Source organism: Massilia sp. BKSP1R2A-1 (assembly GCF_050586525.1).
GTDB lineage: Bacteria > Pseudomonadota > Gammaproteobacteria > Burkholderiales > Burkholderiaceae_D > Telluria.
Genome location: NZ_JBOBRE010000004.1, coordinates 182,507 through 203,532, shown reverse-complemented (window position 1 = coordinate 203,532; position 21,026 = coordinate 182,507). Strand labels below are relative to the sequence as shown.

At 66.5% G+C, this 21,026-nt stretch carries 22 protein-coding genes; 19 read left to right on the top strand and 3 right to left on the bottom strand.

Going from position 1 to position 21,026, the window contains the following annotated elements:
* Positions 1-56: 56 nt before the first annotated feature.
* The 13 genes from paaA (at position 57) to ACQ7JA_RS08265 (ending at position 12,365) form a co-directional block, all read left to right on the top strand.
* Positions 57-1,046 (top strand): 1,2-phenylacetyl-CoA epoxidase subunit PaaA, encoded by a 990-nt coding sequence (paaA, locus tag ACQ7JA_RS08325; protein WP_430896487.1) that lies wholly within the window; start codon positions 57-59, stop codon positions 1,044-1,046.
* 102 nt (positions 1,047-1,148) lie between these two features.
* Entirely contained in the window at positions 1,149-1,433 is a 285-nt protein-coding gene (paaB, locus tag ACQ7JA_RS08320) for a 1,2-phenylacetyl-CoA epoxidase subunit PaaB (RefSeq protein ID WP_430896485.1), read from the top strand.
* Positions 1,430-2,194: a 1,2-phenylacetyl-CoA epoxidase subunit PaaC gene (gene paaC / locus ACQ7JA_RS08315; protein WP_430896483.1), complete on the top strand. Its 765-nt coding sequence runs from the start codon at positions 1,430-1,432 to the stop codon at positions 2,192-2,194. The genes paaB and paaC overlap by 4 nt, the downstream gene beginning before the upstream one ends.
* A complete protein-coding gene (paaD, locus tag ACQ7JA_RS08310; protein ID WP_430896481.1) occupies positions 2,194-2,715 on the top strand; it encodes a 1,2-phenylacetyl-CoA epoxidase subunit PaaD in 522 nt (173 codons plus the stop codon). Before paaC ends, paaD begins: the two co-directional genes overlap by 1 nt.
* Position 2,716: 1 nt before the next feature.
* On the top strand, positions 2,717-3,793 hold the full coding sequence (gene paaE / locus ACQ7JA_RS08305; protein WP_430896479.1) for a 1,2-phenylacetyl-CoA epoxidase subunit PaaE: 1,077 nt from the start codon (positions 2,717-2,719) through the stop codon (positions 3,791-3,793).
* Positions 3,794-3,843: 50 nt separating this feature from the next.
* Positions 3,844-4,635: a 2-(1,2-epoxy-1,2-dihydrophenyl)acetyl-CoA isomerase PaaG gene (gene paaG, locus ACQ7JA_RS08300; RefSeq protein ID WP_430896477.1), complete on the top strand. Its 792-nt coding sequence runs from the start codon at positions 3,844-3,846 to the stop codon at positions 4,633-4,635.
* A gap of 4 nt (positions 4,636-4,639) precedes the next feature.
* On the top strand, positions 4,640-6,178 hold the full coding sequence (gene paaH, locus ACQ7JA_RS08295) for a 3-hydroxyacyl-CoA dehydrogenase PaaH (protein WP_430896475.1): 1,539 nt from the start codon (positions 4,640-4,642) through the stop codon (positions 6,176-6,178).
* On the top strand, positions 6,171-6,602 hold the full coding sequence (paaI, locus tag ACQ7JA_RS08290; RefSeq protein WP_430896473.1) for a hydroxyphenylacetyl-CoA thioesterase PaaI: 432 nt from the start codon (positions 6,171-6,173) through the stop codon (positions 6,600-6,602). The genes paaH and paaI overlap by 8 nt, the downstream gene beginning before the upstream one ends.
* Positions 6,603-6,636: 34 nt before the next feature.
* Entirely contained in the window at positions 6,637-7,950 is a 1,314-nt protein-coding gene (paaK, locus tag ACQ7JA_RS08285; protein WP_430896471.1) for a phenylacetate--CoA ligase PaaK, read from the top strand.
* 15 nt (positions 7,951-7,965) lie between these two features.
* Positions 7,966-9,183 carry a 3-oxoadipyl-CoA thiolase gene (gene pcaF / locus ACQ7JA_RS08280; RefSeq protein ID WP_430896469.1) on the top strand — a complete coding sequence of 406 codons (1,218 nt, stop codon included), beginning with the start codon at positions 7,966-7,968 and terminating at the stop codon, positions 9,181-9,183.
* Between the two features lie 2 nt (positions 9,184-9,185).
* Complete coding sequence (paaY, locus tag ACQ7JA_RS08275) at positions 9,186-9,785, top strand: phenylacetic acid degradation protein PaaY (RefSeq protein WP_430896467.1); 600 nt, start codon at positions 9,186-9,188, stop codon at positions 9,783-9,785.
* A gap of 25 nt (positions 9,786-9,810) precedes the next feature.
* Positions 9,811-11,862: a phenylacetic acid degradation bifunctional protein PaaZ gene (gene paaZ / locus ACQ7JA_RS08270; RefSeq protein ID WP_430896465.1), complete on the top strand. Its 2,052-nt coding sequence runs from the start codon at positions 9,811-9,813 to the stop codon at positions 11,860-11,862.
* Between the two features lie 38 nt (positions 11,863-11,900).
* Positions 11,901-12,365 carry a cupin domain-containing protein gene (locus tag ACQ7JA_RS08265; protein WP_430896463.1) on the top strand — a complete coding sequence of 155 codons (465 nt, stop codon included), beginning with the start codon at positions 11,901-11,903 and terminating at the stop codon, positions 12,363-12,365.
* A 3-nt stretch (positions 12,366-12,368) separates the two neighbouring features.
* Here the strand turns inward: ACQ7JA_RS08265 and ACQ7JA_RS08260 are convergent, their stop codons facing one another.
* Together ACQ7JA_RS08260 and ACQ7JA_RS08255 are read right to left on the bottom strand one after the other, a co-directional pair.
* Positions 12,369-12,596 carry a hypothetical protein gene (locus ACQ7JA_RS08260; protein WP_258826856.1) on the bottom strand — a complete coding sequence of 76 codons (228 nt, stop codon included), beginning with the start codon at positions 12,594-12,596 and terminating at the stop codon, positions 12,369-12,371.
* Between the two features lie 196 nt (positions 12,597-12,792).
* On the bottom strand, positions 12,793-13,509 hold the full coding sequence (locus ACQ7JA_RS08255) for an HAD-IA family hydrolase (RefSeq protein WP_430896460.1): 717 nt from the start codon (positions 13,507-13,509) through the stop codon (positions 12,793-12,795).
* A 287-nt stretch (positions 13,510-13,796) separates the two neighbouring features.
* On the opposite strand from ACQ7JA_RS08255, the gene rsgA reads away from it, so the two are divergent.
* Complete coding sequence (gene rsgA / locus ACQ7JA_RS08250; RefSeq protein WP_430896458.1) at positions 13,797-14,825, top strand: ribosome small subunit-dependent GTPase A; 1,029 nt, start codon at positions 13,797-13,799, stop codon at positions 14,823-14,825.
* Between the two features lie 35 nt (positions 14,826-14,860).
* On the opposite strand, the gene argH is transcribed toward rsgA, so the two are convergent.
* Entirely contained in the window at positions 14,861-16,258 is a 1,398-nt protein-coding gene (gene argH, locus ACQ7JA_RS08245) for an argininosuccinate lyase (protein WP_430896456.1), read from the bottom strand.
* Between the two features lie 141 nt (positions 16,259-16,399).
* On the opposite strand from argH, the gene ACQ7JA_RS08240 reads away from it, so the two are divergent.
* The 5 genes from ACQ7JA_RS08240 to ACQ7JA_RS08220 all read left to right on the top strand — a co-directional run bounded on the left by ACQ7JA_RS08240 (position 16,400) and on the right by ACQ7JA_RS08220 (position 21,009).
* On the top strand, positions 16,400-17,005 hold the full coding sequence (locus tag ACQ7JA_RS08240; protein ID WP_430896454.1) for a hypothetical protein: 606 nt from the start codon (positions 16,400-16,402) through the stop codon (positions 17,003-17,005).
* A 112-nt stretch (positions 17,006-17,117) separates the two neighbouring features.
* Positions 17,118-17,555 carry a GNAT family N-acetyltransferase gene (locus tag ACQ7JA_RS08235; RefSeq protein WP_258826851.1) on the top strand — a complete coding sequence of 146 codons (438 nt, stop codon included), beginning with the start codon at positions 17,118-17,120 and terminating at the stop codon, positions 17,553-17,555.
* A gap of 69 nt (positions 17,556-17,624) precedes the next feature.
* On the top strand, positions 17,625-18,899 hold the full coding sequence (locus ACQ7JA_RS08230; RefSeq protein ID WP_430896451.1) for a cyanophycinase: 1,275 nt from the start codon (positions 17,625-17,627) through the stop codon (positions 18,897-18,899).
* A gap of 61 nt (positions 18,900-18,960) precedes the next feature.
* Positions 18,961-20,376, top strand: coding sequence for a M64 family metallopeptidase (locus ACQ7JA_RS08225; protein ID WP_430896449.1), 1,416 nt, complete (start codon positions 18,961-18,963; stop codon positions 20,374-20,376).
* 144 nt (positions 20,377-20,520) lie between these two features.
* A complete protein-coding gene (locus tag ACQ7JA_RS08220) occupies positions 20,521-21,009 on the top strand; it encodes a hypothetical protein (protein WP_430896447.1) in 489 nt (162 codons plus the stop codon).
* Positions 21,010-21,026 lie beyond the last annotated feature (17 nt).

Genomic DNA, 21,026 nt, shown 5'->3' with positions numbered 1-21,026 from the left:
ACATCTGATTTTTTGTATCGTATTATGGTTTGCAGAAGTTCGCAACGGAGACCGACATGTACGCACAGATGGTGGAGACCGGACTCAAGAAAGTCCGTACCGAGGAAGACATGAGCGCGGAGGAACAGGCGTTCCAGGCGCGCATCGACGCCGGCATCAAGATCGAGGCCAAGGACTGGATGCCCGAGGCCTACCGCAAGACCCTGATCCGCCAGATCTCGCAGCACGCGCACAGCGAGATCGTCGGCCAGCTCCCGGAGGGGAACTGGGTCACGCGCGCGCCGACGCTCAAGCGCAAGTCGGTCCTGCTGGCCAAGATCCAGGACGAGGCCGGCCACGGCCTCTACCTGTACAGCGCCGCCGAAACGCTCGGCGTCTCGCGCGACGAGCTGCTTGCCGCCCTGCACTCGGGCAAAGCGAAGTATTCGAGCATCTTCAACTACCCGACCCTGACCTGGGCCGACATGGGCGCGATCGGCTGGCTGGTCGACGGCTCGGCCATCATCAACCAGATCCCGCTCTGCCGCTGCTCTTACGGCCCCTACGCACGCGCCATGATCCGCGTCTGCAAGGAAGAGTCCTTCCACGCGCGCCAGGGCTACGACATCATGATGAGCCTGGCCCAGGGCACGCCGGAGCAGAAGGCGATGGCCCAGGATGCGCTGAACCGCTGGTGGTGGCCTTCGCTGATGATGTTTGGCCCGTCGGACGCCGAATCGGTCAACAGCGCCCAGTCGACCGCCTGGCGCATCAAGCTGTTCTCGAACGACGAGCTGCGCCAGCGCATGGTCGACCAGACCGTGCCCCAGGCCGAATTCCTCGGCCTGACCATTCCCGACCCGGACCTGAAATGGAACGAGGAGCGCGGCTCCTACGACTTCGGCGAGATCGACTGGAGCGAGTTCCAGAACGTCCTGAAGGGCAACGGTCCCTGCAACCGCGAGCGCCTGCGCACCCGCGTGAAAGCCTGGGAAGACGGCGAATGGTTCCGCGACGCGCTCGTCGCCCACGCCGAGAAAAAGGCAGCAGCCAAAGCTGCCGCTTGAACGTAGGGTGGGCGGGTAATTCAGGCCAGTGGCCTGAATTACGAACGCCCACGCGTCCAACCGGCCTATGCACAGCCGCACAAAAGAATCACGGAGATAAGAATGAGCAAAGAATGGCCCCTGTGGGAAGTCTTCATCCGCAGCCAGCACGGCCTCGCCCACAAGCACGTCGGCAGCCTGCACGCCCCTGACGCCGAAATGGCGATCAACAACGCCCGCGACGTCTACACCCGCCGCAATGAAGGCGTCAGCATCTGGGTCGTGCGTGCCGCCGACATCGTCGCCAGCAGCCCGAACGACAAGGAAGCCCTGTTCGAGCCGGCCAACAGCAAGGTCTATCGTCATCCCACCTTCTTCCCGATGCCGGAAGAAGTAAAGAACCTGTGAGCACCGCTGTGGACGCAAAGATCGAATACCTCCTGCGCCAGGGCGACAACGCCCTGATCCTCTCCCAGCAGCTGTGCCAGCTGTGCGGCAAGGGGCCGGCGCTGGAAGAAGACATGGCGCTGTCGAACGTCGCGCTCGACCTGCTGGGCCAGACCCGCATGTGGCTCAGCTACGCCGGCGAACTCGAAGGGAAGGGGCGCGACGAAGACCGCCTGGCCTTCCACCGCGACGCGCATCATTACCGCAACTGCCTGCTGGTCGAGCAGCCCAACGGAAGCTACGCCGACACCATGATGCGCCAGTTCCTCTTCGATACCTGGCACTACTTCCTGATGGACGGCCTGACCCGCTCGAGCGACGCCCGCATCGCCGAGATCGCGCAGAAGTCGATCAAGGAAGTCACCTACCACCTGCGCCGCTCCGGCGACCTGGTGGTGCGCCTGGGCGACGGCACCGACATCAGCCACGCCAGGATGCAGACCGCGCTCGACGAGCTGTGGATGTACAGCGGCGAGATGTTCATCTACGATGCCGTCGACAACGCAATGGTGGAGCAGGGCGTGGCGCCAGGCGCCGAGCAGCTGCGCCAGCACTTCCTCGACCACCTCGCCGACGTGCTGGGCGAAGCCACGCTCACGATGCCCTCGCCGGATGCCTGGATGCAGCGCGGCGGCAAGCAGGGCCGCCACACCGAGCGCCTCGGCTACATCCTGGCCGAGATGCAGTTCCTGCAGCGCGCCTACCCGGGAGCGCAGTGGTAATGAGCGCGGTCGGCGTCAGCCTCGAGCAGGTCTGGAGCTGGCTCGGCGAGGTCGCCGATCCGGAGATCCCGGTGATCTCGGTGGTGGACCTCGGCATCGTGCGCGACGTCGCTTTCGAGGGCGCGCATGGTGAAACTTGCGTAGTGACGATCACCCCGACCTATTCGGGCTGCCCGGCGATGCAGGTGATCTCGGACTCGGTGAAGGAAGCCCTGCTGTCGCACGGCCTGGAAGACGTGCGCATCGTCAGCCGCCTCTCTCCGGCCTGGACCACTGACTGGATGAGCGAGGCCGGCAAGGCCGCCTTGACAAGCTACGGCATCGCGCCGCCCGTGCAGCAGGCGATCGACATCAGCGGCCTGCATGCCGGCATCCGCCGCCGCGCCGCGCCCGAAGTCTCCTGCCCGAACTGCGGCTCCCCGCATACCCAATTGACCAGCGAATTCGGCTCGACCCCGTGCAAGGCGCTGTACAAGTGCCTCGACTGCCGCGAGCCCTTCGACTACTTCAAGTGTCACTAAGATGAGCAAATTCTATCCACTGACCGTCGCCAGGGTAAAGCACGAAACCCGCGACGCCATCGCCGTCACCTTCGACGTCCCGCCAGAGCTGAAACCGCAATTCGCCTACCAGCAGGGCCAGCACCTGACCCTGCGCGCGATGATCGACGGCGAGGACGTGCGCCGCTCCTACTCGATCTGCTCGGCGGTGCAGGACGAGACCCTGCGCGTGGCGATCAAGCGCGTCGGCGGCGGCCTGTTCTCGAGCTGGGCCAACGAACACCTGAAACCCGGCGCCACGCTCGACGTGATGCCGCCGATGGGCCACTTCAACGTGCCGCTCGAGCCCACAAGCGAACGCCACTACCTGGCCTTCGCCGCCGGCAGCGGCATCACGCCCATCCTGTCGATCGTGAAGACCACCCTGCTGGCCGAGCCGAAGAGCCGCTTCACCATCGTCTACGGCAACCGCGCCTCCTCGAGCGTGATCTTCCGCGACGAGCTGACCGATCTCAAGGACACTTACATGGACCGGCTCAAGCTGGTGTATGTGATGAGCCGCGAGCAGCAGGACATCGAACTCTTCAACGGTCGCATCACGGAAGAGAAGTGCGGCCACTTCCTGAAGCACTGGATCGACATCCGCGATATCGACGTCGCCTTCATCTGCGGCCCCGAAGACATGATGCACGGCGTCTCGCGCGCGCTGCAGGAAGCCGGCCTGGCCAAGGAAAAGATCCGTATCGAGCTGTTCGCCGCCAGCATCCCGAAGCACGAACACAAGCCGCGCAGAATCGAAGCGGGCGCGCAGCACCAGACCGAAGTCACCGTCATCATGGACGGCAACGCGGCCAGCTTCACGATGGACAAGGACAAGGAGTCCCTGCTCGACGCCGGCCTGCGCGCCGGCATCGACATGCGCTACTCCTGCAAGGGCGGCGTGTGTTCGACCTGCCGCTGCAAGGTGCTCGACGGCCAGGTCGAGATGGACGTGAACTACGCGCTGGAAGACTACGAAGTGGCGCGCGGCTTCGTGCTGAGCTGCCAGAGCTTCCCGATCACGGACAAGGTGGTGGTCGATTTCGACATCGCCGAGTAAGCGGTCCAAACAAGCAGTCCGACAAACAACAAGAAGACGAGGAGACAAGCATGAGCTACGAATCCATCCAGTTCAAGATCGAGAACGGCATCGCCCTCCTGATCCTGAACCGCCCCGATCGCCTGAACAGCTTCACCCAGGCCATGCACCTCGAGGTGCGCGACGCCCTGGATAAACTCCAGGCCGACAAGTCCGTGCGCGTGCTGGTCCTCACCGGCGCCGGCCGCGGTTTCTGCGCCGGCCAGGACCTGCAGGACCGCGCGGTCGCACCGGGCGCCCCGGGCGTGGACCTCGGCGAATCGGTCGAGAAGTTCTACGCGCCCCTGGTGCTGACCCTCAAGACCCTGCCGATGCCCGTCATCTGCGCCGTCAACGGCGTGGCCGCCGGCGCCGGCGCCAACCTGGCGCTGGCCTGCGACATCGTGCTGGCCGCGAAGTCGGCCAGCTTCATCGAAGCCTTCTGCAAGCTGGGCCTGATCCCGGACACCGGCGGCACCTGGCACCTGCCGCGCCTGATCGGCCAGGCGCGCGCCACGGGCCTGGCCATGCTGGGCGAGAAGCTCAGCGCCGAGAAGGCCGAGCAGTGGGGCCTGATCTGGGGCTGCGTCCCGGACGAAGCCCTGATGGACCAGGCCATGGCCATGGCCGAGCATTTCGCCAGCGCCCCAACCAAGGGCCTGGCCTTCACCAAGAAAGCCCTGCAGGCCAGCTGGACCAACACCCTGCCGGAGCAGCTCAAGCTGGAAGGCGAGATGATGCGCGAACTCGGCTACAGCCACGACTACCGCGAAGGCGTCGCCGCCTTCATCGCCAAGCGCCCGGCGCACTTCAAGGGAGAATAATCACATGCAGGCACTCCCGAAGGAAAGCGTCATTGCCGTCGTCGGCAGCGGCGCCATGGGCTCCGGCATCGCGCAGGTGGCGGCCACCGCCGGCCACCAGGTGCTGCTGTTCGACACCCGCGTCGAAGCGGCCGACAAGGCGATCGACGGCATCAAGGCCACCTACGCCAAGCTGGTCGAGAAGGGCCGCATGGGCGCCGTGGAAGCCGACCTCGCAGGCGAACGCCTCAAGCGCATCGGCAGCCTGCAGGAAGCGGCAGGCGCGGCGCTCGTCGTCGAAGCCATTGTCGAGAACCTGGACGCCAAGCGCGCCCTGTTCGCCGAACTGGAAGGCATCGTGCTTGATGACTGCATCCTTGCCACCAACACCTCCTCGATCTCCGTCACCGCGATCGCCGCGAAGTTGCGCCGCCCGGAACGCCTGGTCGGCATGCACTTCTTTAACCCGGTGCCCCTGATGGCGCTGGTCGAAGTCATCAGCGGCATCGCCACCGACAAGGCGGTGGCCGATACCACCTATGCCACCGCCGAAGCCTGGGGCAAGAACCCTGTGCACGCCAAGTCGACGCCGGGCTTCATCGTCAACCGCGTCGCCCGTCCCTACTATGCCGAGGCCCTGCGCCTGCTGCTGGAGCAGGCCGGCGACCCCGCCACCATCGACGCCGTGCTGCGCGACTGTGGCGGTTTCCGCATGGGCCCCTTCGAGCTGATGGACCTGATCGGCCACGACGTCAACTTCTCGGTGACGAATTCCGTCTACGACGCCTATTTCGGCGACCCGCGCTTCACGCCGTCGATCCTGCAGCAGGAACTGGTCGACGCCGGCTTCCTGGGCCGCAAGACCGGCCGCGGCTTCTACCGCTATGGTGAGGGCGTCGACAAGCCGGCCGTGCATACCGAAGCACCGCAGGCGAGGCCCGATTCCGTGGCGCTGATCGGCGGCGAATCGAGCCATCTCGCGCCACTGGCCGCACGCCTGGCGGCCGCGGGCTTCGAGCTGCCGCGCCACGAAGCCTTCGAAGGCACGCCCGGCTTCCTGTGCGCGGGCGCCGCCGTGTACCTCACCGATGGCCGTACGGCCACCGAACGCGCGGCCGAGACCTGGCATCCCGACACCGTGATCTACGACCTGCTGCTGGACGCCGGCAAGGCCACCCGCATCGCGCTGGCGCGCGCCGACCAGTGCAGCGACGCTGCCTACCATGCGGTCGTGGGCATGTTCCAGGCTGCCGGCTTCGCGGTCACGCGCCTGGACGACGTGCCCGGCATGGCCGTGATGCGCACCGTCGCCATGCTGGCCAACGAAGCGGCCGACGCCGTCAACCAGGGCGTGTGCAGTGCCGCCGCTGTCGATATCGCGATGCAGAAGGGCGTCAACTACCCGCGCGGCCCGCTCGCCTGGGCCGACAGCGTCGGCCTCCAGCAGGTCGTGACCGTGCTGACCAACCTCGCCGCGACCTATGGCGAAGACCGCTACCGCGTCTCGCCCCTGCTGCGCCGCAAGCTGGCGGCCGACCCACAGGGGGCGCGCTTCCATGCATAGCAATCCGCAGGCGCTGGCCGAGCTGGCCGGCAAGACCATGTACGAGCGCGACCCGGCCAGCCAGGCCCTGGGCATGACCTTGGACGAGATCCGCCCCGGCTACGCCCGCATGTCGATGCGCGTGCGCGGCGACATGCTCAACGGCCACGCGACCTGCCACGGCGGCTACATCTTCATGCTGGCCGACAGCGCCTTCGCCTTCGCCTGCAACTCGCACAACGTCAATACCGTGGGCGCCGGCTGCACCATCGATTACCTGGCGCCCGGCCGCGAGGGCGACGTGCTGGTGGCCGAGGCGGTGGAGCAGGCCTTGCAGGGCAAGACGGGTGTCTACGACATCACCGTGAGCAACCAGGAAGGGAAGAAGATCGCCCTGTTCCGCGGGAAGTCGCACCGTGTCAGCGGCATTGTGGCCGAACTCTAGCAGTACCGCTTTTGCAACACGACAGGAGGCCGGAATGGTCCAACGCACCCCTGCTCCGAATGAGCTGGAACCGATCGAACGCGCAAGCCGCGACGAGCTGCAGGCCCTGCAGCTCGAGCGCCTGAAATGGTCGCTGCACCACGCCTACGAGAACGTGCCGCACTACCGCGCCGCCTTCGACGCGGCCGGCGTTCACCCGGAAGACCTGAAGTCCCTGGGCGACCTGGCGAAGTTCCCCTTCACCGACAAGAAGACCCTGCGCGACAACTATCCCTTCGGGCTGTTCGCCGTGCCGCGCGAGCAGGTGGTGCGCATCCACGCCTCGAGCGGCACCACGGGCAAGGCCACCGTGGTCGGCTACACGCAAAGAGACATCGACACCTGGGCCGGCGTGGTGGCGCGCTCGATCCGCGCGGCGGGCGGCCGCCCGGGCGACATGGTCCACATCTCCTACGGCTACGGCCTGTTCACCGGCGGCCTGGGCGCCCACTACGGCGCCGAGAAGCTCGGCTGCACGGTGATCCCGATGTCCGGCGGCCAGACCGAGAAGCAGGTGCAGCTGATCCAGGATTTCAAGCCATCGATCATCATGGTCACGCCGTCTTACATGCTGAACATCGTCGAGGAATTCGCACGCCAGGGCCTGGATCCGGCGCAGTCTTCGCTCAAGGTCGGCATCTTCGGGGCCGAGCCGTGGACCGATGCGATGCGCAGCGAGATCGAAGCGCGCGCCGGCATCGATGCGGTCGACATCTACGGCCTGTCCGAGGTGATGGGCCCGGGCGTGGCCAGCGAGTGCATCGAAAGCAAGGATGGCCCGGTGATCTGGGAAGACCATTTCTACCCAGAGATCATCGACCCCGACACCGGCGAGGTGCTGCCGGACGGCGAGGAGGGCGAACTCGTGTTCACGTCCCTGAGCAAGGAAGCGCTGCCGATCATCCGCTACCGCACCCGCGACCTGACGCGCCTGCTGCCCCCGACCTCGCGCGCGATGCGGCGCATGGGCCGCATCACCGGTCGCTCGGACGACATGCTGATCATCCGCGGCGTGAACGTGTTCCCGAGCCAGATCGAAGAGATCATCCTGAAGATGCCGGCGCTGGCGCCGCAGTACCAGCTGGTGGTGGCGCGCGACGGCCACCTCGACACGCTGGAGGTGCTGGGCGAACTGCGCGATGCCGCGGTTTCGCCGGCCGACGTGGACGCCTTGGGCCGCGAACTCCAGCACCGCATCAAGACCCATGTGGGCGTGACCACCCGCGTGTGCTTGATGCCACCAGGCGGCATCGAACGCACGCTGACCGGCAAGGCGCGCCGCGTGGTCGACAAGCGCCCTAAAAACTAAACCAGAGGAGACACCATGCTTGAGGCATTCATCTGCGACGCCATCCGCACCCCCTTCGGCCGCTACGGCGGTTCGCTGGCCACCGTGCGCGCCGACGACCTGGGCGCGCTGCCCATCGCCGCGCTGATCGCCCGCAACAAGGACGTGGACTGGGGCGCCGTGGACGACCTGTTCTACGGTTGCGCCAACCAGGCCGGCGAGGACAACCGCAATGTCGGCCGCATGGCCGCGCTGCTGGCCGGCCTGCCGCAAGAGGTGCCGGCCAACACGATCAACCGCCTGTGCGGTTCGGGCATGGATGCCGTCGGCACCGCTGCACGTGCGATTCGCGCCGGCGAAGCGCAGCTGGTCATCGCCGGTGGCGTCGAAAGCATGACCCGCGCCCCATTCGTGATGGGCAAGGCCGACAGCGCTTTCTCGCGCGCCGCCAAGATCGAGGACACGACCCTCGGCTGGCGTTTCGTCAACCCGCTCATGAAAGCGAAATACGGCATCGACTCGATGCCCGAGACCGCCGAGAACGTGGCCCGTGAGTTCGGTATCTCGCGCGAAGACCAGGACGCCTTCGCCCTGCGTAGCCAGCAGCGCTGGGCGCGCGCGAATGCGGAAGGCGTCTTCAAGGACGAAATCATCCCGGTCACCATCCATGGCAAGCCGTCGCGCAGCGGCGGCGGCGAGTCGCGCGTCTTCGACACCGACGAGCAGCCGCGCGAGACCAGCATGGAAGCGCTGGCGAAACTGAAAGGCGTGGTCACGCCCGACGGTTCGGTCAGTGCCGGCAACGCATCGAGCCTGAACGACGGCGCCTGCGCGCTGCTGCTCGCTTCGGAGACGATGGCGGTGCGCAACGGCCTGACCCCGCGCGCCCGCGTGGTCGGCATGGCCACCGTCGGCCTGGCGCCGCGCATCATGGGCTTCGGCCCCGCGCCGGCGGTGACGAAGCTGCTGGCTCAGACCGGATTGCGCCTCGAGCAGATGGACGTGATCGAACTGAACGAGGCCTTCGCCGCCCAGGGCCTGGCCGTGACGCGCGACCTCGGCCTGCCGGACGACGCGGCGCACGTGAACCCGAACGGCGGCGCCATCGCCCTCGGCCACCCGCTGGGCGCTTCCGGCGCCCGCCTGGTGACGACTGCCGTCAACCAGCTGCATCGCACGGGTGGCCGCTACGCCCTGTGCACCATGTGCATCGGCGTCGGCCAGGGCATCGCTCTGATCGTCGAGCGGGTGTAAGCATGGTCAAGGTGTACGAGATCGACGGCGTGCGGCCGGTGGTGCACCCCACCGCCTACGTGCACCCGAGCGCGGTGCTGATCGGCGACGTCATCGTCGGCCCGCGCTGCTACATCGGCCCGCTGGCCTCGCTGCGCGGCGACTTCGGCCGCCTGATCCTGGAAGAGGGCGCCAACCTGCAGGACACCTGCGTGATGCACGGGTTCCCGGGCGAGGACACGGTGGTCGAAGTCGACGGCCACATCGGCCACGGCGCGGTGCTGCACGGCTGCCGCATCAAGCGTAACGCCATGGTGGGCATGAACGCGGTCGTGATGGACAAGGCGGTCGTGGGCGAAGAATCGATCGTCGCCGCGATGAGCTTCGTGAAGGCGGGGATGGTCATCCCGCCGCGCAGCATGGTGATGGGCACGCCCGCGAAGATCATGCGCGAACTGACAATTGATGACGTGACGTGGAAGAGCTTCGGCACCCGCCAGTACCACGAGCTGAACGTGCGCTCGCTGGAGACGATGCGCGAAGTCGAAGCGTTGACGGAAGTGGAGCCGGACCGCCAGGGCATCGCGTTCGACCCGAGCGGCATGCACAAACCAAAATCCTGAAGAGACAAGAACGGAGACGAACGACATGGGCAATATCGCCACCCTGCAAAGCCTGATCGCCGGCCGCTGGCACGGCACGGAAGCGCATACCCCGCTGCACAGCGCGCTGAACAACGAGCTGATCTATCACACCCACGCGGAGAAGATCGACTTCGACGAAGCCGTCACCTACGGCCGCAAGACCGGCATCCCGGCCCTGATGCAGCTCGACTTCCAGAAGCGCGCCCAGCTTTTGAAAGCGCTGGCGCTGTACATGATGGAGCGCAAGGAAGAGCTGTACGAGATCTCGCACCTGACCGGCGCCACCCGCCCGGACAGCTGGGTCGACGTCGAAGGCGGCATCGGCACCCTGTTCGCCTATGCCAGCATGGGCTCGCGCGAGCTGCCGTCGTCGAACGTCCTGCACGAAGGTCCGGCCATGGCGCTGGGCAAGCGCGGCGGCTTCGCCGGCACCCACATCCTGGTGCCGCGCGGCGGTCTCGCGGTGCACATCAATGCCTTCAACTTCCCGATCTGGGGCATGCTGGAAAAATTCGCGCCGAGCTTCCTGGCAGCGATGCCCTGCATCGTCAAGCCGGCCACCGCGACCAGCTACCTGACCCACGCGACCGTCAGGATGATGATGGAATCCAGCCTGCTGCCGGAAGGCGCGCTGCAGCTCGTCATCGGCAGTACCGGCGACCTGCTCGACCGCCTTGGCGGTTTCGACGCCGTCACCTTCACCGGCTCGGCCGACACCGCGGCCAAGCTGAAGGCCAACCCGAACCTGATCCGCGAAGCGGTCCCGTTCACCGCCGAAGCCGACTCGCTGAACTGCGCGATCCTGGCTCCGGACGTCACGCCCGACGATCCGGAATTCGACCTGTTCGTCAAGGAAGTCGCGCGCGAGATGACCGGCAAGGCCGGCCAGAAGTGCACGGCGATCCGGCGCGTGATCGTGCCCGAGCAGCATGCGGAGGCCGTCGGCGCGCGCCTGCGCGAGCGCCTGGCCAAGATCACCGTCGGTAACCCGAAGGTCGAGGGTGTGCGCATGGGCGCGCTGGCCTCGATGGACCAGCACCGCGACGTCTCCGAGCGCGTCGAGATGCTCGCACGCGGCAACGAAGTCCTGTTCAGCGCCCGCGACGGTTTCGCCCCCGTAGGCGACGGTTGCGCGAACGGCGCCTTCTTCGCGCCGACCCTGCTCCTGTGCCGCAACGCGATGGTCAACGACGCCGTCCATGACATCGAAGCCTTCGGTCCGGTCTCCACGATGATGACCTACCGCGACATCGACGAAGCCCTGCACCTGGCAGCACGCGGCAAGGGCAGCCTGGTCACCACGCTTGTCACCAAAGACCCGGCCATCGCCGCCCACGCCGTGCCGGTCGCCGCCGCCTCGCACGGCCGCGTCCACATCCTCGAGCGTGAATCGGCGGTGGACTCCACCGGCCACGGCTCGCCGCTGCCGCAGCTGAAGCACGGCGGTCCGGGCCGCGCCGGCGGCGGCGAAGAGCTGGGCGGCATCCGCGCCGTCAAGCACTTCCTGCAGCGCGCTGCGGTCCAGGGTTCGCCGACCATGCTGGGCGCCGTGACGGGCGAATACGTGCGCGGCGGCGCGGTCAAGGAAACCGAGGTCCATCCTTTCCGCCGCTGGTTCGAAGATCTGGAAGTCGGCCACTCGCTGCTGACCCACCGCCGCACCGTGAGCGAAGCCGATATCGTCAACTTCGGCGGCGTCTCGGGTGACTACTTCTACATGCACTTCGACGAGATCGCGGCCAAGGACACCCAGTTCGGCAAGCGCATCGCCCACGGTTACTTCGTGCTGTCGGCGGCGGCCGGGCTGTTCGTATCGCCGGCCCCGGGCCCGGTGCTGGCCAACTACGGCCTCGACAACCTGCGCTTCGTGGCGCCGGTGGCGATCGGCGACACCATCCGCGCAAGGCTCACCTGCAAGCGCAAGGTCGACCGCAACCGCACGGACGAACAGGGACGCGGGCAGGGCGTGGTCGCCTGGGACGTGCAGGTCACCAACCAGAACGACGAACTGGTGGCGAGTTACGATATCCTGACGCTGGTACAGAAGCGCGGCTGAAACGACGCTCTTGCCGCGAACCAATAGGAGATCACCGCATGTCGAGACTGGACCTGAGCAGCATTCCCGTGGTGAAGGGCACCGGCTATCCCGATCCCTTCGCCGAGCTCGTCGATGGACGCACCCGGCAGGCGCTGGGCGATGCCGGCGGCCTGAGCCAGTTCGGCGTGAACCTCGTCGAGCTCCAGCCCGGCGCCGCATCCTCGCAGCGCCACTGGCACTCGCACGAGGACGAGTTCGTGATGATGGTGTCGGGCGAGCTGGTGCTGGTCACCGACGAGGGTGAGACCATCATGCGGGCAGGGGACTGCGCGGCCTTCCCGGGTGGAAAGCCGAACGGGCACCATCTCATCAACCGCAGCTGGGGGCCGGGCGTCTTCCTCTGCGTCGGTTCGCGCATCCAGGAAGATGCGGCGGAATACCCCGACATCGATCTGAAATACGATGGCGCGACCGATTCCTATCTGCACAAGGACGGCACGCCCTATCCGAAGCGCACCTAGGCGCTAGTTCAGCTTGCGCGCATAGCGCGAGCGGATGTGCTGGCTGACGAAGGTGGACAGCCCGCGGCCTTCGCGGGCCAGCTCCTGCATCTTGGCAATGTTCTCCGGGCCCGCACTGCGCTCCGTGTAGAGGTAGCGGTCGCCCCCGGTGAACTGGATGGTGATCGAGTCCTTGTCGATATCGTAGGCGACGACGCCGGATTCGCCGCTCGTGTTGCGATAGCGGTGCATGCGCACCTCCATGAGGAGTGTCGATACGCCTCATGTGGGTGCCGATCGCCCCAGTGCAAGCCAAGTGATCAGGTTTTCGTAGGGTGGGCAGATCTCTGCCCACGCGGTCAAACCACGTATCCTGGCCCGCTCCGTGGCTCACAACCCTTCGTTGAACGCGTGGGCAAGAAACTTGCCCACACTACGACATGCCGGTTCAGTGGCCGATCTTCCTCTGCACTTTCAGCATGCCGTTGTCTAGACGAACGGCAACGAGATCCGCGTAATCGGGCACCGGCGCCGAGCGCGTCTCGACCGGATGCGTGTGCGTGGCCGTGACGACGACGCTGTCCATGCCGGCCGCCTCCGCTGCCGCCAGACCGATCGGCGTGTCCTCGAACACCAGGCAATCCTGCGGATTCACGCCCAGCTTCTGCGCGCCCAGCAGGAAGGGATCCGGCGCCGGCTTGCCGTGTTTCACGTCTTCAGCGCTCACCAGCAGCGGCGGCAGGGGGAGGCCGGCGGCGGCGATGCGCGCGGTCGCCAGCGGGCGCGAGGCCGAGGTGACGATGGCCCAGCGGTCCGTCGGCAGGCTGGCCAGGAAGCGTCCCACGCCGCGGATTTCCTCGATGTCCCCCACGTCCTCGATTTCGGCCAGGGCAATGCCCAGGGCCTCCGCCACCGGATCGACACCGGGCAGCCCCAGCTTGCGGATCGTGTCCTCGGTGCGCTTGCCGTGCACGGTCGGCACGAAGGCGACCGGATCCAGTCCGTGGCGCAGCGCCCAGGCGCTCCAGACGCGTTCGGCGGACTTGATCGAGGTAAGGATGGTGCCGTCCATGTCGAACAGGAAAGCGGCATACTCGCGGGAGGGGAGGACTGTAGGATTGCTTGGCGTCACGGAAGTCTCGATATCGGTTGATGAGCCGGTCATGGGCTGGTCGAACAGCATAGCGCAAAGTGCCGGGCGGCATCGCGCCCTTGACCTTTCTGCACGCTGCTGCCAGACTAGCCACCCCATCAACCGATCCGAGGAGACAAAGCATGAACCAGCCTGATACCGCCCTCCGGTCGGCCGCCTGATCCGCCCGCTCATCACGCCCTAATAGCGATGTGCCTGGCGCGATAGCGCGCCGACCTTCCACTTTTCGACCTTGCTGCGCCCAACGCGCAGTGCCTGCGCACGCCCGTTGCGCACATCGAACTGGAAACCACATCGTCATGATCGACATCGATTTCCCGACCCTGCACGGGATCGGATTCAAGCAGCAATTCGTCTTGCAACTGGCCGCGAGTTCGGCCCAACACCGCCTCGCCCGCGTCACCGCCGCCCAGCGCGACGCGATGACGCTCGACGACGGCAAGCACACGTTCAGCGCACGCCACCTGCGCCACATGGAGCCGGCCGTGGTCGGCGACTGGGTGCTCGTCATCGAGAGCGCCGGCGCATACTGGATCGACAGCGTCCTCGATCCGTCCACGCGCCTGACGCGCCGCACGCCCTCCGGCCGCCAGGTATTGGCCAGCAACGTCGACACGGCCCTGCTCCTGATGGGCCTCGACAACGACTTCAATCCGCGCCGCATGGAGCGCTACATCGCCGTGGTGCGTGCCTGCGGCGTCGAGCCGGTGATGGTGCTGACCAAGTCCGATATCGGCATCGACGCCAGCGAGAAGATCGCCCAGCTCCGCCTGCGCATCCCGGGCGACGTGCCGGCATTGAGCCTGCATCCCGCCGAGCAGGACGATGGGGGGATGCTGGCGCCCTGGCTGGGGAAGGGCCAGACCCTGGTGCTGCTCGGCTCCTCGGGCGTCGGCAAGTCGACGCTGACCAATGCCCTCACGGGCAGCGGCCAGGCCACCGGCGGCACCCGCCAGGGCGACGACCGCGGCCGCCACACGACCACGGCGCGCTCGCTGCACCGCTGCCCTGGCGGCGCCTGCATCATCGACACGCCCGGCCTGCGCGCCTGGCAGCCGGATGCGGACGAGGAAGAGCTGGGGCTGTCCTTCAACGACATCGCCGCGCTGGCGGAGCAATGCCAGTTCCGCGACTGCGTGCACGAGAGCGAGCCGGGATGCGCGGTACGGGACGTGGTGGATGCGGACCGGCTGCGCAACTACCGCAAGCTGCTGCGCGAGGTGCAGCGTGCGGAGCAAACGCCGCTCGATCGGATCGCCGAAAGAGGCAAGTGGAAGGTGTTGATGAAGGAGGCCCGCCAGCGGGGCCGCGACAAGCGCGGAGGGTAAGAAATGGCGGGCGGCGCGGCCGCCCGCCATGGCCATCATTCGGCCAGCTGCTTGCGCACGCGCTCGATGGCTTGACGGACCTGGTTCGGCGCGGTGCCGCCCACGTGGTCGCGCGCCGCCACCGAACCTTCCAGCGACAGCACGGCGAACACGTCCTGCTCGATCAGCGGCGAGAACTCGCGCAGCTTCTCGAGCGGCATTTCGGACAGGTCGCAGCCGGCCACGTCGCAGGCGCGCACCGCATGCGCCACGGCTTCGTGCGCGTCGCGGAAGGGCAGGCCCTTCTTGACCAGGTAGTCGGCCAGGTCGGTCGCCGTCGCGTAGCCCTGCAGCGCGGCGGAGCGCATGTTCTCGGCCTTCACCGTGATGCCGCCGGCCATGTCGGCGAAGATGCGCAGCGTGTCGGTGACGGTGTCGATGGTGTCGAACAGCGGTTCCTTGTCTTCCTGGTTGTCCTTGTTGTAGGCCAGCGGCTGGCCTTTCATCAGTACCAGCAGGCCGTTCAGGTGGCCGTAGACGCGGCCGGTCTTGCCGCGCGCGAGTTCCGGCACGTCCGGGTTTTTCTTCTGCGGCATGATCGAGGAGCCGGTGCAGAAGCGGTCGGCGATGTCGATGAAGCCGATGCGCGGGCTGATCCACATCACCAGCTCTTCCGAGAAGCGCGAGACGTGCATCATGATGAGGGAGGCAGCTGCCGTGAATTCGATGGCGAAATCGCGGTCCGAGACGGCGTCCAGCGAGTTGTGGCAGACGTCCTCGAAGCCCAGGGTTTTTGCCACGCGCAGGCGGTCGATCGGGAAGGTAGTGCCGGCCAGCGCGGCCGCACCCAGCGGCAGGCGGTTCACGCGGCGGCGCGCGTCCTGCATGCGCTCGAGATCGCGGCCGAACATCTCGACGTAGGCCAGCATGTGGTGTCCAAAGGTGATGGGTTGCGCCACCTGCAGGTGGGTGAAGCCCGGCATGATGGTGTCCGCATGGCGCTCGGCCAGGTCCGTCAATGCGCCGCGCAGGCTGTTCAGCAGGCCCACGATGTCGTCGATGGCGGCGCGCACGTACAGGCGGATGTCGGTCGCGACCTGGTCGTTGCGCGAACGGCCGGTGTGCAGGCGCTTGCCGGCGTCGCCCACCAGTTCGGTCAGGCGCTTCTCGATGTTCAGGTGCACGTCTTCCAGGTCCAGCAGCCATTCAAAAGTGCCGGCGTCGATCTCGCTCTTGATCTGGGCCATGCCGCGCTCGATCTCCGCGCGGTCCTGGGCGCTGATGATGCCCTGGGCGGCCAGCATGTCGGCGTGGGCCAGCGAACCCTGGATGTCGTAGGGCGCCAGGCGCTTGTCGAAGAACACGGACGCGGTGTAGCGCTTGACGAGGTCGGAAACGGGTTCGGTGAAGCGCGCGGACCAGGCCTCGGCTTTCTTGGAGAATTGATCGGTCATGGTGGAATCTCGGTTGGGGATCGCACGATTATAACTGGCCTGCAGTTGCAACCCTTCGCCCCCATCCATGGTGGATGACAAGCCCAGGGAAATGCGTGATGATGTGGCCAAGCTTCATTAAATGACAACAAAGGGGGAGACATGAATCGACTGACCCAACTCGGCGCGGCGGCGCTGCTGGCGGCAAGCTGCGCAACGGCAGCGGCCCAGCAGGCGACGCCGCCGGTACCCGGCGCGACGCCGACCGCGATCGCGCCTCCGCCGCCCCAGGCCGCCCCCGGCCTGCCGGCCGCCCGTCCCGCGGACGTCGCCTCGATCGACGCCATCGTCGCCGCGCTCTACGACGTGATCTCGGGCCCGGCCGGCGCGCCGCGCGACTGGGACCGCATGCGCTCGCTGTTCGCGCCCGAGGGCCGGATGGGCGCGGTCGGCATGCGCCCGGACGGCAGCTATGTGCTGCGCAGCCTGACGCCGGAAGACTACATCTCGCGCAACACCAAGGCCTTCGCCACCATGGGCTTTTTCGAAACCGAGCTGGCGCGCACCACCGAAACCTTCGGCCAGATCGCCCACGTGTTCAGTACCTACGAGGCGCGCCACGCCAAGGATGACGCCAAGCCCTTCATGCGCGGCATCAACAGCATCCAGCTGATCCACGATGGCAAGCGCTGGTACGTTCTGAACCTGATCTGGCGCGCCGAGGACAGCAAGCTGCAGCTGCCCGAGCGCTACCTGCGCAACGGTTGAGCTGCACGCGGCGGGCGTCATTGCGCGTGCCGCAAGGACGTCCAATCGCGTGTTGTATTACTGGCAAACGGCGCTAGAATTCACTTTTAAGCCAGAACCAGATACGGGTCCCATGATTACCAACGACTCCAGCTTCCAGGTCAGCACCGATCAGACGAAGCTCGATATCCCGATGATCTACCGCTTCCTGAGCGAGCAGAGCACCTGGGCGGTCGGCATCTCGCGCCCGGTGGTCGAGCGCGCGATCGAGAATTCGCTGTGCTTCGGCGGCTACCTCGACGGCCGCCAGATCGCCTTCGCGCGCGTGATCACCGATTTCGCCACCTTCGCCAACCTGGTGGACGTGTTCGTGGTGCCGGAATACCGCGGCCACGGCTACGGCAAGCAGCTGGTCGGCGTCGTGCTGCGCCACCCGAGCCTGCAGAAACTGCGCCGCTTCACGCTCGCCACGACCGACTGCCACAGCCTCTACGAACGCTTCGGCTTCACCACGCCGCAGCGTCCCGAGACGCTGATGGAACGTTACTTTCCGAACATATATTTGTCCTGAGCATACGCAACACGGCGACGTCCTTCTCGAATCAGGCTTACGATAGTCCTCATCGAGAAGGAAGCCGTCATGTTCCAGGTCGCTGCCCGGGTTCTCCGTCGCGCCTTGCTCGCCTTTCTACTGCTGGCGGGGAATAGCTGCTGGGCCGAGAAGGCGGAGCTTCCGCCCCCGCCCAAGGGCCATCTCGTGATCATCGGCGGCGCCCTGCGTGGCGACAATGTGGCCGTGTGGGAACGCATGGTCCAGCTCGCAGGCGGCAAGGGCGCCCGCATCGCCGTCTTCGCCTCCGCTTCCGCCAGCCCCGACAAGGCCGGCAAATTCCTGGTCGACCGTTTCAATGCCTACGGCGCGAAAGCCTTCTTCGTGCCGGTCGCGGTGCGCCTGGCGGGCACCGACTACCAGGCTGCCGCCGAGGACCTGGCGCTGGCCGACGCCGTGCGCTCGGCCGGCGGCGCCTTCTTCGCCGGCGGCGACCAAGGCCGCATCACGCGCGCGCTCAAGCGTCCCGACGGCGGCAATACCCGCATGCTGGACGCGCTGTGGGAGCTCTACCGGCGCGGCGGCATGCTGGCCGGCTCGAGCGCCGGCGCCGCCATCATGAGCAGCACCATGTTCGGCTATCCGAAGCCGGTGCTGGCCACCATGAGGCTGGGCCTGGACGAGGGCAGGGAGATCGCGCCGGGCCTGGGCTTCATCGGCGAAGACGTGTTCGTCGACCAGCACCTGCTGGTGCGCGGCCGTTTTGCGCGCATGGTGCCGGCCATGCTCAAGAAGGGCTACAAGATCGGCCTGGGGATCGACGAGAACACCGCCATGGTGGTCGGGCCGAACCGCGAGGTCGAGGTGATCGGCTACCGCGGCGCCCTGCTGGTCGACCTGTCGAAGGCGGTGGCGCAGGACGGGCCGCTCGACGTCAGCAATGTGCGCCTGAGCTACCTGGACAACGGCGACCGCTTCAACCTGCACACCCACGCCTTCACGCCGGGCAGCGACAAGGTCGACAACAAGCTCGATCCCGCAAAACCCTACTTCCGCGAAGCGCTGTTCTCGGCCGACATCCTCGGCAACACGACCGTGGTCGACCTGATGTCCCGGCTGATCGACAGCGACCAGCGCGAGGCCATCGGACTCTCGCTCGACAGCCCCAACGGTCCCCAGCCCGACCTCGGCTTCGAGTTCAAGCTCACGCGCACGAACGACAGCGTGGGCTATATGTCGCTGCTGACCGAAACCTACTCGGTCTACAACATGCGGCTCGATATCCGCCCGATCGTGGTGCAGCGGCCCTTGTACCAGTACCGGCAGGCCGAGGCCGCAACGGCCACCGTGTCCGCAGCCAGGTGATTGCCGGAATGGCAGGCCGGGCGCAGTAGAATGGACGGCCTTCGTCTCATGAGGATCGTCCATGTTCCGTCTCTCCCATTGCCTGCTTGCCGCAGCGCTGGCGCTGGCCGCCGGCGTCAGTCACGCCGCCCAGCCGGCCACCGTGCGGGTCGACTACGCCCATAGCGGCAACGCACTGGCGGACCACTACGCGCTCGAGCGCGTCGTGACCGAGCCGCTGCCCTGGCCGGGCAACACCGCGCGCAATCTCGACGACACCAACCGCGGACAGAACCGCGTCGAGGTGGTCGATGCGAAGACCGGCGACCTGCTGTATTCGCGCGGCTTCTCGACCGTCTTCGGCGAGTGGCGCACGACGGAAGAAGCAAACCGCATGAGCCGCGCCTTCCACGAATCGGTGCGCTTCCCGAAATTCGACCGCCCGGTACGCGTGCGCATCCTCAAGCGCGACGAGCGCATGCAGTTCTCGGTGGCCTGGAGCGTCGAGGTCGACGCCGAGGCGCAGGAGGTGGTGAAGCAGCAGCCTGCGGCGCCCGCAAAACCGATCCCGATCCATGTCGGCGGTCCTTCGCCGGACAAGGTCGACCTGCTGGTGCTGGGCGACGGCTACACCGCTGCGGAACTGAAGAAGTTCGAAAGCGATGCGCGGCGCCTGGTGAAGCACCTGTTCACGGTCTCTCCCTTCAAGGAGCGTGCCAAGGATTTCAATGTCTGGGGCCTGGCGGTACCGACGGCTGAATCGGGCATCACCCGTCCCTCCACCGGCGTGCACCATGCCTCGCAGCTCGGCACGCGCTACGACATCTTCGGCAGCGAGCGCTACGTGCTCACCCTGGACAACCGCGCGCTGCGCGACATCGCCCAGCACGCTCCTTATGAATTCATCGAGATCCTGGTGAACAACGAGACCTATGGTGGCGGCGGCATCTTTGGCCAGTTCAGCACCGCGGCGGCGGGCAACGAGTGGGCCAACTATCTCTTCGTGCACGAGTTCGGCCACCATTTCGCGGGCCTGGCCGACGAGTACTACACCTCGCCGGTGGCCTATGCCACGGGCGGCGTGCGCATGGAGCCGTGGGAACCGAACGCCACGGCGCTGCGCGATCCGGCCAATCTGAAGTGGAAGCGCCACGTGAAGGCGGGCACGCCCTTGCCCACGCCCTGGCCCAAGGCCGAATACGAGGAGGCTTCGCGCGCCTACCAGAAGAAGCGCGCCGCCCTGCGCGCGGCGAACCGTCCGGAGAGCGAGATGAGCGCGCTGTTCCGCGAAGACCTCAAGACCACCGAGGCGCTGTTCGCCGGCAGGCCCCATCGCCATGACGTGGGCGCTTTCGAAGGTGCGAACTACGAGGCCAGCGGTTACTACCGCCCGGCGATGCAGTGCCTGATGTTCGACCGCAGCGAGGCCTTCTGTCCGGTGTGCCGGGACGGTGTGAGCGAGATCGTCGACCTGTATGCGGGGCCTGCTCGGCAGTAAAGTTTGCTTACAAATGTCACCGGAAGTACGTGGGGTGGCTAACAGACCCGGGCAGTAGGGCGGCCTATTCTGGAGTCGTTGTCAGACAAAAATTATTACGCGGTTGCACAGCACTGCGTGACCACCCACCGGAAAGGAACCATCATGAACAAACTGATCGCCACCCTCATCGCCGGCCTGTTCGCCACCGCCGCCACCGCCCAGACTGCCACCACCCCGGCCGCCACCGACGCTGTGGTGAAAGCGGAAGCCAAGGCCGAGAAAGAGGTCGTGAAGGCCGAAGCCAAGGAAGTCAAGAAGGCCGCCAAGGCGGACGAGAAAGTGAACAAGGCGGTCGCCAAGGCCAACGAGAAGAAGGCCGAAGCCCACGCCGACGCCGTGAAGGCCCACGCCAACGCGGTCGAGAAAGTCGCGAAAGCCGATCCGGAAGACCGTGCCAAGGCGGCAGCCAAGGCCGAGGAAAAGATCGCCGACGCCAACCTGAAGGCCGACAAGAAGTTCATCAAGGCCGACGAGAAGCTGCTGAAGACCCAGGTCGATGCGGCAGCCGACAAGGCGCAAGCTGCGGCCAAGACCGAGCAGGTGCGCGCCGAAGCGTCGGCTGACGTGCACAAGGCTGCTGCCAAGCACTAAGCAGCTCACGCTCCAAT